This is a genomic window from Devosia litorisediminis, from assembly GCF_018334155.1.
GTDB classification, from domain to species: domain Bacteria; phylum Pseudomonadota; class Alphaproteobacteria; order Rhizobiales; family Devosiaceae; genus Devosia; species Devosia litorisediminis.
Window position 1 is genome coordinate 1,528,055 of sequence record NZ_JAGXTP010000001.1, and the last position, 13,926, is coordinate 1,541,980.

Here is a 13,926-nt window from a genome sequence, read left to right on the forward strand (position 1 = left end):
TGTCCGGCCCAAGCCGCTCCTATGCCCAAACGACGTGTACGACTTCGAGCAGGTCAATATCGGGGACCGTGATGGTCACCCGACCCTGGCTCACTGTTGCAGCCGCTGTGGTGCCGCGCACCAGCAAATGCGCACTCGCCAACTGTCTGCCCGTCGGAATTGCAATGCTCACGGTCTGCTCGCCCACGGGATAGAACTCGCGGATCGGGCCCTTCATCATCATCGGATTGGTCAGATTGAACAGCAGCACAGCGCGTTCATCGGCATTGTCGCGGATGGCGACGTCCAGCACCGAGGCTCCGCTCAGTTCGACCTCGGGCCGATCACCGAGTGCCCAGCGCACCGCATTGGTCATCATGCGGCTATGGTCGAGAGCCTGTACGTCGTGAAAGATCGCGCCGATATTCCATGGAATGAACACGGTGCGGCCGCCACTATCATGCTCGCGCACGACCATAGCAGCGCCCTGGGGCTCCTGACGCGGGTAGACTTCTTCCATCGGCAGGTCAGGAAAGTCAGGCACGTAGAGCACAGGCGCTGTGGCGCCCGAGATGGGCTCAACCGCCATCAGATGCGTGCCGCCAATGATCCGCTCGGCCCCGTCAAAACCTGCATTGATCGGGTGATCCCCTGCAAAGGAGACATAGGTGTTCCTGACCGGTCCCCGCATGGCGCTGAGGCGGTTCGCGCCCAGCACGTCACCCAGACCAAGGGCATTGCGCGGCTCGTTATCGGCATTGCGGGTGGCGGTCTCGTTAGCCGCCACCAGACTGCCACCGAGGGCCACATAGTCTGCCAGCATGGCGCATTGCGCATCTGACAGGCAGACCGCATTGGCCAGAATGATGACCTTGAACTTGTCCAGCATAGCCGGCGTCATCGCCTGATCGGAGACCAGTTCAAACGGTAGCTTGGCTTCGACCAGAGCCTGATAAAACCCCAGGTCATCGGCCTCGGCGGCGCGGCGCGTATCCTGGCCGTGATGCCGCAACGTGGTTGCGGGATCGAGCAATGCGATCTGGGCGGTGGGCGTAAGATTGGCCAACACCGGTTCGAGCCGGGCATGCAGTCCAAAACTGTCGGCGACCGGCTGGATCCAGCGCTGGTCAGGCACCACGCCATTGAACTTGGTGAACCAGGGCAACATGCCGTGGGTTGCGCCATTGGTGATCCATGACTGGATTTCGGGTCCCGTGGTCACTGAATCCTTCCAGCGATGTTCTTCTTCGGGGCCAATCGAGGTGATCAGGATGGCCGGGCGCTCGCGGAACGTGGCGCGCATGCGCTTGCCGTTGCGACCGGCCATCCAGATCGATTCCGTGCCCCGGCGCCCCTGATCGTCGACCACCAGGAACGGGCAGTGCTTTTCGATCAGACCGAGATCGAACTCGATCAGCGACACGCCGCCCATATTGGGAATGAAACTGGCATTGGGGCGGATGGATTTGACCAGATCGTCCCAATCGACAACCAGTTGTGTCAACACCTGGCGGCGCCACGCGGTCCAACCCATCCAGGCCGGATCGTCCAGGCTTGAGGTTCGCGGCAGGTCCAGGCCGGTCGCAGTCTTGAAACGGGTGGTGCAGCTATCACAGTAACACACGCCATGGCCCTGCCAGCGATTGGCGAACACGGCGTCAATGTCATAGTTCTCGACAATCTCGCGGATCACCTGCGGCATGAATTTCTGGTTGTAATCGCCATATGCGCAGGTCACCCAGACATCGGGAAAGGCCCAGTGGCGGCGCTTGTTGCCGTCGCGATCGACGGCGATCCATTCGGGGTGCGCGTCGGCGGCGTCCTGATGGATGGCATGTGGGTCCACGCGCGCCATGACGTGCATGTTCAGGCTGCGCGCGCCCTCGACCAGTGCGCCAAAGGGGTCGCTATCGCCGATAAACTTGGAGACATAGTGATAGGGCACCTTGCTGGGGTAGTAGGCGACATATCCACCAGCGCTCAGACAGGTCGCGTTGGACTGGGTGCGCTTGAAAATGTCGATCCACTGATCGGGGTCGTATTTGACCGGATCATCTTCAGCCAGCGTCAACTGCGTCCAGCGTGTTGCGGAACGATACCAGTCGGGCTGGCGGAGATGAGAATTGGTCGGCGTTGCAAGAGCGTCCATGCCAGCCTCTGAATGCGAGATACAGGGAGCCCGCGCTGACCCTTGCGGGCCAGCGGGGAAATCATCGTCAAAGCGTCGTTCAGGACTTGAAGAACTGCTCGGGCCGGGTTGGCCCCGGGGTTGGCCAGCCGAACGAATTGGGCATGGTCTTGGTCACGTTGACCATGTCGTTCTTGACCACGCCGTAGCCGTCCGGTGGCAGGCTGACGCCGAACACCAGGAACTGGTCTGCAGCGTTTTCCAGCAGTTCTGCCATCAGGGCGTTCTGCTTTTCCGGATTACCTGTCGCCAGCAATTGGCGGTACAGGTCCTGCTGCGCCTTGATCTCGGCAGGCGGTTCGATTGCCTGCGGATTGGTCGGCTCGGTGTAGTAGAGGTTCCAGCCCGGCGCGTAGAGCGCATTGGAATTGAACGGCACGAAGTAGCGGGCATCGAGCATGGCCGCGACGCCGCCATTGGCACCGAACTGATGACAGGTGGCATCAAACTCACGGCCGTTGCGGACGCGCGTTTCCCAGAGCGAGCGATCCATGGTGCGGACCTGGGCATCGAGGCCAACGGCCTGAAACATCGGAATGGCCAGTTGCAGCATGTCGGTGAAGGTCGTGCGGCTCTGGTCGATCTCGAAGATGATCGAGAGACGCCGACCTTCGGCATCCAGTCGATAGCCACTGTCGTCCTTCTCGGGCACCAGCGTGTCGAGCAACGCGTTGGCTGCGTCCGGATCATACTCGGTGTGCTGGGTCGCCAGCCGCTCATTGTAGAGCGGATCATCGGGGTTGATGCTTGGCTGGGCCGGAGATCCCCGCCCCACAAACACCGCGTCGATCAGCGCCTGACGATCCACGGCCACCGACATCGCCTCGCGGAAGGCGCGGGTATTGAACAGCGCATTCTTGGTAGCGTCGGTGTGGTTCAGGTTGAGCTGGAACACCATGACATTGGCGGCGGTTTCTTTGAGCGTATAGAAGCCGTAATCGCCGCTTTCCTGCCCATCAAACAGCACCGGCTTGTTGGTCGGTGTGGCGATGTACTGGTCCATCATGTCGATCTCGCCCTGCAGGGTCTTGAGCAGAAGGACTTCTGGGTCGGCGACCATCTGGTACACGACGCGATCAAAATAAGGCAGTTGCGTGCCCGCAGTATCGATCTTGAAGTAGTAGGGGTTGCGAACAGCGATCGCCTGCTCGGTATTCTGACCCGGCGCGGATTGCCAGGTCCAGGCCATCAGCGTGGGACGCTCGGAATTGGCGAAGAAGGTATTGTCGTCATCCAGACCGTTTTCGCGCTGGAACAGAGCAATCCAGCTTTCCAGGCCGGCTTCCTTGGCCAGCTGGTCGGCATCGGGATTGTACTTGATGTGGAACTTCTCGAGGTAGTGGCGCGGTGCCTGCGTGGTGTGATCATCACGGGCCCAGGCCATACGCTGCACAAAGAAGCCGTTGGGGCCCTTGAACGTCACCTTGAAGTTGAAATCGTCGATGACCGTCAGCTTGCCAAACTCGCCATCCACTTTCCAGAAGCTTGATCCGCCCTTGGAGACGTCGGTGTCGGTCAGGATGTCGTCATACCAGAACTGAATATCAGCGGTGGTATAGGGCGCGCCGTCTGACCACTTCAGCCCCTTGCGGAGGCGGAAGCTATATTCGGTTGAATCATCGTTGACCTCATAGCCCTCGGCCACATTAGGCGTCAGACCGGACCAATCGGGAGTGAAGCGGATCAATGGCTCATAGCCTTGATAGCGCACGATCATCGACAGCGAACCGCCGCCAACCAGAGCGTGGCGCCAGTCGCCGCCCTGTTTGCCGGGGCGCTCGGTCGGGGTGATGATCAGGGGATTTTCAGGCAGACGCTGGTCAATGGGCGGCAATGCGCCGCTATCAACCTGGGCCTGCAATGACGGGGATTCTACTGCCTCCTGAGCGCGGATCAGTCCAGGGACTGCCATCGCACCTACAAAGGCGGAACTGGCGGCGACAAACGCGCGTCGGCTCATTCTAACCATATCGAACTCCTCCTCAGCCGCGCTGTTTTGTAACATGTTAGCGGCTAGCTGCAGGCTTGCGTATAGCTTTTGTTAGGTAAAGCGTTATGTGCAAAAAAATTGCCGAATGTGCGTAAGTTGGTCAGCCATACTGCCTTAACCGCCAGACATGAACACACCTTTAGTGCCAACTATTGCGGTTTCACATAAACCGTTCTACCTAACGTTATGTCGCTGATAGGTGAGCGAGGAGCAGACGATGGCCAAAATCACGCTGTCCAAAATTGCTGCGGTGTCCGGGCTGTCCAAGTTCGCTGTCTCGCGGGCACTTGCCGGAAAATCCGGCGTTAGCGAGGACACCAGAAAGCGCGTCGAGCAGATTGCCGCTGATCTTGGCTATCAGAAGGCCACACCCAAGGGCGAAGCCCCGACCATTGGCGTGATCTTCCACGACGCTGATCTGATCAACAGCGAACTGCATCTGCTGGTTCAAAACGGCGTTCAGGCTGAGGCACACCGACTGGGCTATCGTACCAGCATGCGCTGGACACATGATCCCGCAGAGATGGAAACGCTTATCGCCAGTTGCAGCGGCGCCATCCTAGTCGGCACCCATGATCGCCAATGCCTGGATCGAGCCTACGCTGTTGGTAAGCCGCTGGTCCGTACCGGTTGGCTGGATGCGCTCGAACAGGTCGACCAAGTTTGCTCGACGGACCATGAAGCGGGCTCCGCAGTGGCGCTGTATCTGCTTGGACTGGGGCACCGTTCGGTGGCCTATGTTCAGGGTACCCCAGGCTATCGGGGCCGCGTTGAGCGCCACTATGGCGCTCGGGAAGTGTTCGAACGACATGGTGACGTCGAGTTCACCAACCTAAAGTTCGACGCCGAGAACCGCTTCTCTGAAGTGCTCGCGGCGCTGCATGAGCAGGGAACCGTGCCCACCGCCTTCTTCTGCGCACATGACGGACTGGCGGTGACCGTCATTTCCGAACTGCTGCGTCTTGGCTACCACATTCCCGACGATGTCTCGGTAATAGGCTTTGGCGACAATTCCGCTGCCCAGCAGATTTCTCCAGCGCTGACGACCGTGAAAGTCCATGGCTACAGCATCGGCACCGCAAGTGTGCGGATGATTGATGACCGGGTTGTCGGGCGATTGCCTCCTGCCCCGGTCCGGTTGCAGATTGCCAATGCCATTGTTGAGCGCCAGTCGGCGGGTGTCGCCAATCCCAGCCGCGCGCTCCTTAGAATGGGACGTCGCCAGAGGCAGTGACTGACAGTGGTCGTCTCTAAGCCTGCTGCCCATGGTCCTGGGTGCCTGAGCGAACCCACAAACTTATCCCCGCCCCCGAAATTCCATGCCATCATGTCCGCGTTCCCACCAGTCACCGGTTCCAACGCAGGATCGGGTGGGAGGTCCGGGGGATGGGGGCGCCTGTCCAGTGGGGTAAGCGGCAGTCGCGTCTGAAATACCGGCGCAGGCTGAACCGACCCTCGCGCGAAACCGGTTCGTGACGGGCGGCCCTTGGCTCCCCCACCACACTACCCCTTGGCCGGGTCAACGGCCGCCCGTTACCCGTGTACCCGCGAGGCCAATCCGGCCGGGCGGCATATCGTCGTGCCTGCTATCGGGGCTCCTGCTGATTTCGGGCATAGCACCGCGTTCCTGCAAAATCGGGCAGCCAGTGCGCGCGCCGGACCGTCCACAGTTCATAGTCTGGCGTGAACTGTTCGGGGTCATCGAGCGCGCCCAGATGCACCTCAACCTCATCATCGCTGCGCGCGAAGACCGAGGAGCCACATTGGGGGCAGAAGTGACGGCCCTGATAGTCCCGCGTCTCGCCGCTGATGGTCACCGCGTGGGCCGGAAAGATCGCGGCTGCAAAGAACAGTGCGCCGTGATGCTTGCGGCAGTCCATGCAATGGCAAAGCCCCACTCGGTCCGGCTGGCCGCGCGCCACCAGCCGCACTGCGCCACACAGACATCCACCGCTGAGCTGATCCATAGGGGCCTCCCTTGGTGGCGCGTTTTGGCTAGGCTGAACCGCGCCGGACGATCTCAAAGCCGATATCGTGCACTGCCTGCAGTGGCTCAGCCGAGCGGAAACGATCGACCAGGGCGTTGGCAGCCACCTGCCCCAGCACCTGACGATCAATGCGGATGCTGGTCAGGCCCGGCTCGGTGCTGGCGGCAAACTCCTGATCGCCAAACCCGATCACGGCCAGATCTTCGGGGATTTTCAGCCCGCGTTTATTGGCTTCGATCAGCACGCCCTGGGCGAACTGGTCCGAACTGCAGAACACCACCGAGCGGGGTGGCAGCCCCTGCTCCAGCAATTGGGTCAGGGCATCGCGACCAAGGCCAAGCGAAGCGGAAATATCGTATTCGACACGGCCCACACTCGTGCCGGTCCGCTTGGCAAAGCGGCTGGCAAAGGCATCGCGGCGGCGTACGGCGCGCTCATCGCCCGCAGTGATGGTGGTCGCCTTGAGATAGCCCGCATCAACGGCGTAGTCGGCCGCGGCCAGCCCGGCTTCGGCATGGGAAAACCCGACGCAGCAATCGATCGGCGTATCGGAAATGTCCCAGACCTCGACCACCGGAATGCCCGCATTGTGCAGCATGCGGCGCGCGCCGGCGCTGTGGTGCTTGCCGGTCAGCAGAATGGCGTCGGGCCGGCGCGAGAGATGGGTGGCAATGGCCTGCTCCTCGCGGCCCAGATCAAAGCCGGTTTCGGACAGCATGATCTGATAGCCGTGCCCCCACATGATATTGGAGAAGGCGTGGAGCATGCTCGAATAGACAATATTGGTCACCGAGGGCACCAGCGCCGCAATCAGATTGCTCTTACTCGACGCCAGGGCGCCGGCCACCGCATTGGGCACATAGCCGGTGCGCTCGATCGCATCATGGATGCGTTGCAGCGTTTCGGGCGAGACTTTTTCGGGCGCCGAAAGCGCGCGCGACACGGTCACCTGTGAGACACCGGCCAACCGGCCGACTTCGGCCATGGTGACACCACCCCCTGAGGGGCGACGGGTGTTTGAACTGTCCTTGGAGCGAATTCCCATGTCAGTTCAATACCCTGCAAAACCGGCAACGGGAAGCGGGCTTGGCCTCAGATTGTGTCCCTGTTCCGGCGCGCCATGAGGATGGACAGGCCAATCGAGGTAGCGATCAGCACCCAGAGCACCATGGCGATCCAGCTCTTGGTGAAAAAGATGGTCAAATCACCGAACGATTCGAGGCTTTTGACGAAGTAGATTTCGGCTGATGGTCCCAGAATGAAGCCGATGATAAAGGGGGCGATCTCGAGCCGCAATTTGGTGGCCAGCCAACCGAACAGCCCGAAGATCAGAAGCGTCCAGACATCGAACATAATGCCGTAATTGATGGTGTAGGCGCCGATCACGCACATCATCAGGATGACCGGAAACAGGATGTGTTTGGGGACCGCCACCACCAGCGCAAACCAGCGGATGGCGAAATACATCATCAGAAACATGGCAATGTTGGCGATCACCATGGCCACAATCATGGCGTCCCAGGTGGGACCATTATTGCCGATGAAAAGCGGGCCCACCTGAATGCCCTGCAGCGCGAAGGCGCCAATCAGCAAGGCAGTAGTGGAATCGCCGGGGATGCCCAGCGATAGCAGCGGCACCAGTGCGCCGCCGGTCAGCCCATTATTGCCGGCTTCGGATGCCATGATGCCGGCCGGCTCTCCCTTACCGAAGCGCTCGGGGTGCCGGGATGTCGTCTTGGCCGCCGTATAGGCCAAAATGGAGGCCGCCGAGCCGCCCACGCCGGGCAGGATGCCGACAAAGGTGCCGATGCCCGAGGACCGCAGCAGATTGCCGATCTGGCCCTTGAAGACCGAGAAGGAGAAGCGCGATGAGGCCCCAACCTCAATCTCGCTGAGCGACATGCCCTTGCGCATGCCCTTTTCGGCCTCGCTGAGAATGGTCGCCAGACCGAACAGTGCGATGAGCACGGGAAGCAGCGAGAAGCCGCCTTCCAGCCAGTAATCGAGCCCGGGCGGGATGAGGCGGAAATGGCCGTTGCCACCATCGGTGACGTCATAGACCCCGATCAGGCTGACGAAGATGCCCAGAAAGCCCGAGAAAATGCCGAGCAGCATATTGCTCGACAGCGCCGCCATCACGGTCAGGGCGAACAGGATGATCAGGAATTTTTCGACATAGGAAAACTTGATGGCAAAATCGGCCAGGGCTGGGGCGAAGAAGTAGAGTGCGGCCAGCGACACCAGACCGCCCACCAGCGACGCCACGATGCCGATTCGCATGGCTTTCTCGCCCTCGCCGCGCTGGGCCATGGGGTAGCCGTCAAAACAGGTGGTGATTGATGAGGGAGTGCCGGGAATACCCAGCAGGACGGCCGGGACCAGCCCGCCGGAGATACCGCCGACATAAAGGCCCAGCAGCAACGCCAGGCCATTCTCGAGCCCCAGCGAATAGGTGAGCGGCAGGCAGATTGCCACCGCCATGGTGGCGGTCATGCCGGGAATGGCGCCGAAAATGATGCCCACCAGCGTGCCGCCAACGGCCAGCGAAACAAAGAGCGGGGTGATGAATTCGAGGACTTCCATGGTCGCAATCCTCCGCGCTCAAGGCAGGGTCAGGTAGAAGATTTCGGTAAACAGCCACCACACCAGCACCGGGCCGAGTATGGCGACGATGGCGACGGGAATGAATTTGGCCAGCGTGCGCTGCTGCATGAAGAGCAGCCCGGTCAGCGCCAGAAACGGCACCGAGCACAGCAGGAACCCCAGACCGGTATTGGGCCAGAAGTCGCCGACCGGCACCATCAGTGAGAAGTAGAGGATGGTCAGCCCCAGCGTGCCGAAAAACCGCAGCTTGTCCATTTGCGCAAACGTTTCGCGCCACATGGTGCCTGACGCCAGGATGTCCCGCCGCTGCGTGACGAGAATGGCCAGGCCCAGGATCAAAAGGATGATCCCGATCAGCGTGGGAAAGATCGTGTGGGAGGTCGGAAAATCGACCGTGACGCGGGTCAGTTCACCCATTGTGGTGGTCCATCTCTGGTAAACGGAACGACGCCCCGGCCGTGACCGGCCGAGGCAAGGTAATGGGCGCTATTCAGCCTTGAGCTGATCGACAATACCACTGATGCGATCGCGCTTGGCGCTGAGATGAGCCAGGGCCGCGTCACGGGCCTGGAAGTTCGGGATGAAGAAAGCCGCGGCCTGCTTCTGCTGGATCGAGCCTTCCGCATAGATTTCAGCCAGAGCGGCGTCGATGGTGTCCATCAGGGCCGGATCCATGTCCTTGTTGTAGAGCAGGAAGAACTCCTTATCGAAGGCGAAGTCCTCGCTGCCATCGAGCGTGACGCTGGTGGCCGGGCTGGCGAACTGCATGAAGTCGTCGCGCGTCGTGTCGCCCATACCGGCCTCGGGGGCCTGCTCAAGCGTCGCGGGGCGTGCGGTGATCCAGACAAAGCGCATCGCCTTGGCATCGTCGGCTGGTAATTGGGTGAACTGCTCATTGGCCTGGATCGAGCCATTAATCACATCGGCCAGCCCATCCCACATGGCCTGGTTCTTGTCGGCCTGTGAGCCAGTATTGACTGCTACTACATTGGCTTCTGAGCCCGGGGCGTTGACCCGGGCGGCGTTCTGCATCGCGGTGAAGCCGATTTCCGAGACACCGCCGGGCTGAATGGCAACGCGTACGGCCGTGCCCGCTTCAGCCGCTGCCAGAATGTCTTCCATGGTCTGGTAGGGCGAACTGGCCGGCACCAGGAAAGCGTTGCCGGGATTGATCGCAACGGTCGGCCCAATCACGTAATTGGCGAATGGATCATCATTACCCGGGACGCCATAGACGTGGGACAGATAGATCTGGTCGTGGTGCAGCATGATGGTTGTGCCACGGCTATCGCGGTCAAGGGCCTTGAGCCCTTCACTGGTGCCAACCGGATCAACCTTGATGTTGACGCCTAGGTGTTCAGCCAGCGCTTCGGCCACAATGGCCGAGTTCTGATAGGTGTCGCCGCCCGTTGAGGTGGAGCCAATGACCATGCGGATATTGCGGGGCAAGTCCTGGCCCGAAGCGGTTAGCGGTGAAGCGGCCAGCGCCACGGTGCCCAAGGCCGCCAGAATTGTTCTGCGGTTCAGTGTCATAGTGTCCTCCCATTGCCGCTTAGCGGCGTTCGCGAAAGTGGCGGACCTTCTCCCCGTCCGGCCACATCGATCCACATACGTAATGTATGCGCATTCATTTTGATGCATCATTCTTCCGACCCTTGTCAACCGCACAACATCCGATTGGAGCGTAATGCTCAAACTCACTCGCGAACGTGTTGACACTATCAGATGCATGCGCATACATCTGCGGCATTGAATTGGAGGAACGTCATGACCGAAGGTACCCGCAAAGACGCGGCATCGCTGCGCTCAGCGCGCTGGCTCGCGCCCGACGACCTGCGCAGCTTTGGACACCGTTCACGCTTGATGCAGCTGGGGTTTTCCGAGGAAGATTTTGCCGGAAAGCCGGTGATCGGCATTCTCAACACCTGGTCCGAGCTCAATTCCTGCCACAGCCACTTTCCGCAGCGGGTCGTGGACGTCAAGCGCGGCATTGCGCAGGCCGGTGGCTTTGCCGTGGAACTGCCTACCCTGTCGGTCGATGAGAGCTTCACCAAACCCACCTCCATGCTTTACCGCAATCTGCTGGCCATGGAGACCGAGGAAATGATCCGCTCGCACCCGCTCGACGGTGTGGTGCTGATGGGTGGTTGTGACAAGACCACCCCGGGATTGGTGATGGGTGCAATCACCGCTGGCGTGCCCATGATCTATCTGCCAGCGGGCCCGATGCTGCGCGGGCATTATGCCGGCACTGTTCTGGGCTCGGGCTCAGACGCGTGGAAATACTGGGACGAGCGTCGTGCCGGCAATGTCAGCGACGAGCAGTGGCGTGGCCTGCAGGGCGGCATTGCTCGTTCAGCGGGCGTTTGCATGACGATGGGCACAGCCTCGACGATGACGGCGATTACCGACGCAATGGGGATCACGCTGCCCGGAGCCTCGTCGATCCCCGCGGTGGATTCGGCCCATTCGCGCATGTCGGCCAGTTGCGGTCGCCGGATCGTTGACATGGTCTGGGAAGATCTGACCCCGGACAAGATTGTCACCGACGCCGCCCTGCGCAATGCCGCCATCGTCGCCATGGCTACAGGGTGCTCCACCAATGCGGTGGTGCATCTGATTGCGATGGCGCGCCGCGCTGGTGTTGCTCTGGGTCTGGACGATCTGGACGCGCTGGGCCGGGTGACGCCGCTACTGGCCAATGTCCGTCCATCGGGCAAGGACTATCTGATGGAGGACTTCTACTTCGCTGGTGGGCTGCTGGCCTTGATGAAGCAGATCCAGGATCGGCTCGACACCGCGTGTCTGACAGTGAACGGCAAGACGCTGGGCGAAAATCTCGAAGGCGCCGAGGTCTATAATGACGACGTCATTCGTCCGCTCTCCAACCCCGTATATCACGAAGGCTCGCTGGCGGTGCTGCGCGGCAATCTGTGCCCGGATGGCGCGGTGATCAAACCCGCCGCATGCGACCCGAAATACTACCAGCACGAGGGCCCCGCGCTGGTTTTTGACAGCTATCCGGAGATGAAGAAGGCGGTGGATGACGAAACGCTCGACATCACCCCAGACCACGTCATGGTGTTGCGGAATGCCGGGCCACAGGGGGGGCCGGGAATGCCCGAATGGGGCATGCTGCCAATCCCCAAGGCCCTGATCAAAAAGGGTTTCCGCGATATGTTGCGGATATCGGATGCGCGTATGTCGGGCACCTCCTACGGCGCTTGCGTGCTGCATGTGGCACCGGAATCCTTTGTTGGGGGCCCGCTCGCACTGCTCAAGACGGGCGACATGATCCGCTTGGATCTGGTCAATCGGCGGCTGGATATGCTGGTGGCCGAGGATGAACTTGAGCGCCGCCGCGCCGCCTGGACGCCACCCGCGCCGCTGTTTGAACGGGGTTGGGGCTGGATGTACTCCAAGCATGTCACGCAGGCCGACAAGGGCTGCGACTTCGATTTTCTTGAACGCGATTTCGGCGCTGCTGCCGGCGAACCCGACATTTACTAGAACAAGGCCCGTATCATGACGTTGACTCTCGACCAGGCCCTGACCGGCATTTCCGGCATTCTCGTCACCCCCTATGACGCCGCGGGTGAGGTGGCCCCTGCCCGGCTGGCCCCAATTCTTGATCGTGCGCTGGGCGCAGGCCTGCATATGCCGGTGGTCAACGGCAATACGGGCGAGTTCTATGCCCTGACTACCGAAGAAGCCTCGGTCATGGTGCGCGAAGTTGCTGAGTTGGTTGACGGGCGGGCGCCGCTGCTGGCAGGGATCGGACGCGGCATTCGGGATGCCATGGCGCTGGCAAAAGTGTCCGCACAGGCGGGCGCAGCAGCTCTGATGGTACACCAGCCACCGGATCCCTTTGTCGCGCCCCGCGGTACCGTGGATTATCTCAAGGGGATAGCCGACGCGTCGGGTGGCCTGCCGATGATGCTCTATCTGCGCAACGACGCCATAGGGACCAAGGCGATCACCGAGCTTTGCGCCATACCGGGCGTCAAAGGCGTCAAATGGGCCACCCCAAATCCGCTCAAACTGGCCGAGGCCAAGGCAGCGTGCGACCCCTCCATCGTCTGGGTTGGCGGACTTGCCGAGGTCTGGGCACCAGCGCTGTACGCTGTTGGTGCACGCGGCTTTACCTCTGGACTGATCAATGTCTGGCCTGAACGCTCTCTCGCCATTCATGCTGCGCTTGAGGCCGGGGATTACGGACTGGCCAATGAACTGATCGCTGGCATGAAAGCCTTCGAGGATATCCGCGCGCAGGAAATGAACGGCACCAATGTGACCGGGGTCAAGGCAGCTCTGTTGGCACTGGGACGCGACTGCGGACCAACACGCCCACCCTCGGCCTGGCCCCTAACCAATGCGCAGCAAACCCAGCTCGACGCCTTTATTGCCCAGAACAAGCTGACCTAAGGATACCTGCAAGATGGATGAGACACTGCGCGAAAAGCTCGCGACCATATCCGTGGCGACGCTGGCCACAGCCCTGTACAAGCGCGGCCTGCGCAACCAGGTCATTCAGGACGTGCACCCTGTGCGGCGCAAGCGGCGCAATATGGTCGGCCCCGCCTTTACGCTGCGCTATATTCCGGCCCGCGAAGATCGCAATCAGCTGGTGGAATTCCGCAATCCCGAGCATCCGCAGCGTGTCGCCGTCGAGACCTGTCCTGCCGGCCATGTGCTGGTGATGGACAGCCGCAAGGATCCCCGCGCTGCCTCGGCCGGCGATATCCTGGTCACGCGCATGATGGTGCGCGGCGTTGCCGGGGTGGTCACCGATGGCGGTTTCCGCGATGCGGCGATTATTGGTGAGCTGGACATCGCGGCGTATCACAATCGCCCATCGAGTCCTACGAACCTGACGCTGCATGAAGCGCTGGACCTCAATATCCCCATCGGATGCGGCGACGTTGCTGTGTTTCCCGGCGATATCATCGTCGGCGACGACGATTCCGTGATCGTCATCCCTCAGGCCATTGCCGATGAAGTCGCTGATGAGACTGTCGAGATGACTGCCTACGAGGACTTTGTCGTCGAAAAGGTCAAGAATGGCACGCCGATCATTGGTCTCTATCCCCGGACGCAGGAACATTTCGCCGAAGAGTTCGCCATCTGGCGCAAGCGCGAGAAGCGCTGAGGCGTAGCGACATCGGGGTCGGTCCCCT

The 13,926-nt window shown here is 61.1% G+C and carries 11 protein-coding genes; 4 read left to right on the top strand and 7 right to left on the bottom strand.

What is annotated here, in order from left to right; genetic code table 11:
• Nucleotides 1–19: 19 nt before the first annotated feature.
• Together KD146_RS07335 and KD146_RS07340 are read right to left on the bottom strand one after the other, a co-directional pair.
• Nucleotides 20–2,128 carry a family 10 glycosylhydrolase gene (locus KD146_RS07335; RefSeq protein ID WP_212658054.1) on the bottom strand — a complete coding sequence of 703 codons (2,109 nt, stop codon included), beginning with the start codon at nucleotides 2,126–2,128 and terminating at the stop codon, nucleotides 20–22.
• A gap of 79 nt (nucleotides 2,129–2,207) precedes the next feature.
• A complete protein-coding gene (locus KD146_RS07340) occupies nucleotides 2,208–4,136 on the bottom strand; it encodes an ABC transporter substrate-binding protein (protein WP_212658055.1) in 1,929 nt (642 codons plus the stop codon).
• A 238-nt stretch (nucleotides 4,137–4,374) separates the two neighbouring features.
• Here KD146_RS07340 and KD146_RS07345 point away from each other — a divergent pair, with 238 nt between their 5' ends.
• On the top strand, nucleotides 4,375–5,391 hold the full coding sequence (locus KD146_RS07345) for a LacI family DNA-binding transcriptional regulator (protein WP_212658056.1): 1,017 nt from the start codon (nucleotides 4,375–4,377) through the stop codon (nucleotides 5,389–5,391).
• A gap of 352 nt (nucleotides 5,392–5,743) precedes the next feature.
• Here the strand turns inward: KD146_RS07345 and KD146_RS07350 are convergent, their stop codons facing one another.
• The 5 genes from KD146_RS07350 to KD146_RS07370 form a co-directional block, all read right to left on the bottom strand.
• A complete protein-coding gene (locus tag KD146_RS07350; protein ID WP_212658057.1) occupies nucleotides 5,744–6,124 on the bottom strand; it encodes a GFA family protein in 381 nt (126 codons plus the stop codon).
• Between the two features lie 28 nt (nucleotides 6,125–6,152).
• A complete protein-coding gene (locus tag KD146_RS07355) occupies nucleotides 6,153–7,130 on the bottom strand; it encodes a LacI family DNA-binding transcriptional regulator (protein ID WP_212658058.1) in 978 nt (325 codons plus the stop codon).
• A gap of 107 nt (nucleotides 7,131–7,237) precedes the next feature.
• Complete coding sequence (locus KD146_RS07360) at nucleotides 7,238–8,728, bottom strand: tripartite tricarboxylate transporter permease (RefSeq protein WP_212658059.1); 1,491 nt, start codon at nucleotides 8,726–8,728, stop codon at nucleotides 7,238–7,240.
• A gap of 18 nt (nucleotides 8,729–8,746) precedes the next feature.
• Nucleotides 8,747–9,166 (bottom strand): tripartite tricarboxylate transporter TctB family protein, encoded by a 420-nt coding sequence (locus KD146_RS07365; protein ID WP_212658060.1) that lies wholly within the window; start codon nucleotides 9,164–9,166, stop codon nucleotides 8,747–8,749.
• Between the two features lie 69 nt (nucleotides 9,167–9,235).
• Entirely contained in the window at nucleotides 9,236–10,282 is a 1,047-nt protein-coding gene (locus KD146_RS07370) for a type 2 periplasmic-binding domain-containing protein (RefSeq protein ID WP_212658061.1), read from the bottom strand.
• A 234-nt stretch (nucleotides 10,283–10,516) separates the two neighbouring features.
• On the opposite strand from KD146_RS07370, the gene araD reads away from it, so the two are divergent.
• Genes araD through KD146_RS07385 form a run of 3 tightly spaced genes read left to right on the top strand, consistent with a single transcriptional unit; the run spans nucleotide 10,517 to nucleotide 13,898 of the window.
• Nucleotides 10,517–12,259, top strand: a complete 1,743-nt coding sequence (araD, locus tag KD146_RS07375; RefSeq protein ID WP_212658062.1) for an L-arabinonate dehydratase — start codon at nucleotides 10,517–10,519, stop codon at nucleotides 12,257–12,259.
• Nucleotides 12,260–12,274: 15 nt separating this feature from the next.
• The gene (locus tag KD146_RS07380) at nucleotides 12,275–13,174 is read left to right on the top strand and encodes a dihydrodipicolinate synthase family protein (RefSeq protein ID WP_212658063.1); all 900 of its coding nucleotides are present in this window, start codon (nucleotides 12,275–12,277) and stop codon (nucleotides 13,172–13,174) included.
• A gap of 13 nt (nucleotides 13,175–13,187) precedes the next feature.
• Nucleotides 13,188–13,898: a ribonuclease activity regulator RraA gene (locus tag KD146_RS07385; RefSeq protein ID WP_212658064.1), complete on the top strand. Its 711-nt coding sequence runs from the start codon at nucleotides 13,188–13,190 to the stop codon at nucleotides 13,896–13,898.
• Nucleotides 13,899–13,926 lie beyond the last annotated feature (28 nt).

Coding starts and splice junctions, on each gene's coding strand:
- KD146_RS07335 (WP_212658054.1), bottom strand. CDS start 2,128: ATGGACGCTCTTGCAACGCCGACCAATTCTCATCTCCGCCAGCCCGAC.
- KD146_RS07340 (WP_212658055.1), bottom strand. CDS start 4,136: ATGGTTAGAATGAGCCGACGCGCGTTTGTCGCCGCCAGTTCCGCCTTT.
- KD146_RS07345 (WP_212658056.1), top strand. CDS start 4,375: ATGGCCAAAATCACGCTGTCCAAAATTGCTGCGGTGTCCGGGCTGTCC.
- KD146_RS07350 (WP_212658057.1), bottom strand. CDS start 6,124: ATGGATCAGCTCAGCGGTGGATGTCTGTGTGGCGCAGTGCGGCTGGTG.
- KD146_RS07355 (WP_212658058.1), bottom strand. CDS start 7,130: ATGGCCGAAGTCGGCCGGTTGGCCGGTGTCTCACAGGTGACCGTGTCG.
- KD146_RS07360 (WP_212658059.1), bottom strand. CDS start 8,728: ATGGAAGTCCTCGAATTCATCACCCCGCTCTTTGTTTCGCTGGCCGTT.
- KD146_RS07365 (WP_212658060.1), bottom strand. CDS start 9,166: ATGGGTGAACTGACCCGCGTCACGGTCGATTTTCCGACCTCCCACACG.
- KD146_RS07370 (WP_212658061.1), bottom strand. CDS start 10,282: ATGACACTGAACCGCAGAACAATTCTGGCGGCCTTGGGCACCGTGGCG.
- araD (WP_212658062.1), top strand. CDS start 10,517: ATGACCGAAGGTACCCGCAAAGACGCGGCATCGCTGCGCTCAGCGCGC.
- KD146_RS07380 (WP_212658063.1), top strand. CDS start 12,275: ATGACGTTGACTCTCGACCAGGCCCTGACCGGCATTTCCGGCATTCTC.
- KD146_RS07385 (WP_212658064.1), top strand. CDS start 13,188: ATGGATGAGACACTGCGCGAAAAGCTCGCGACCATATCCGTGGCGACG.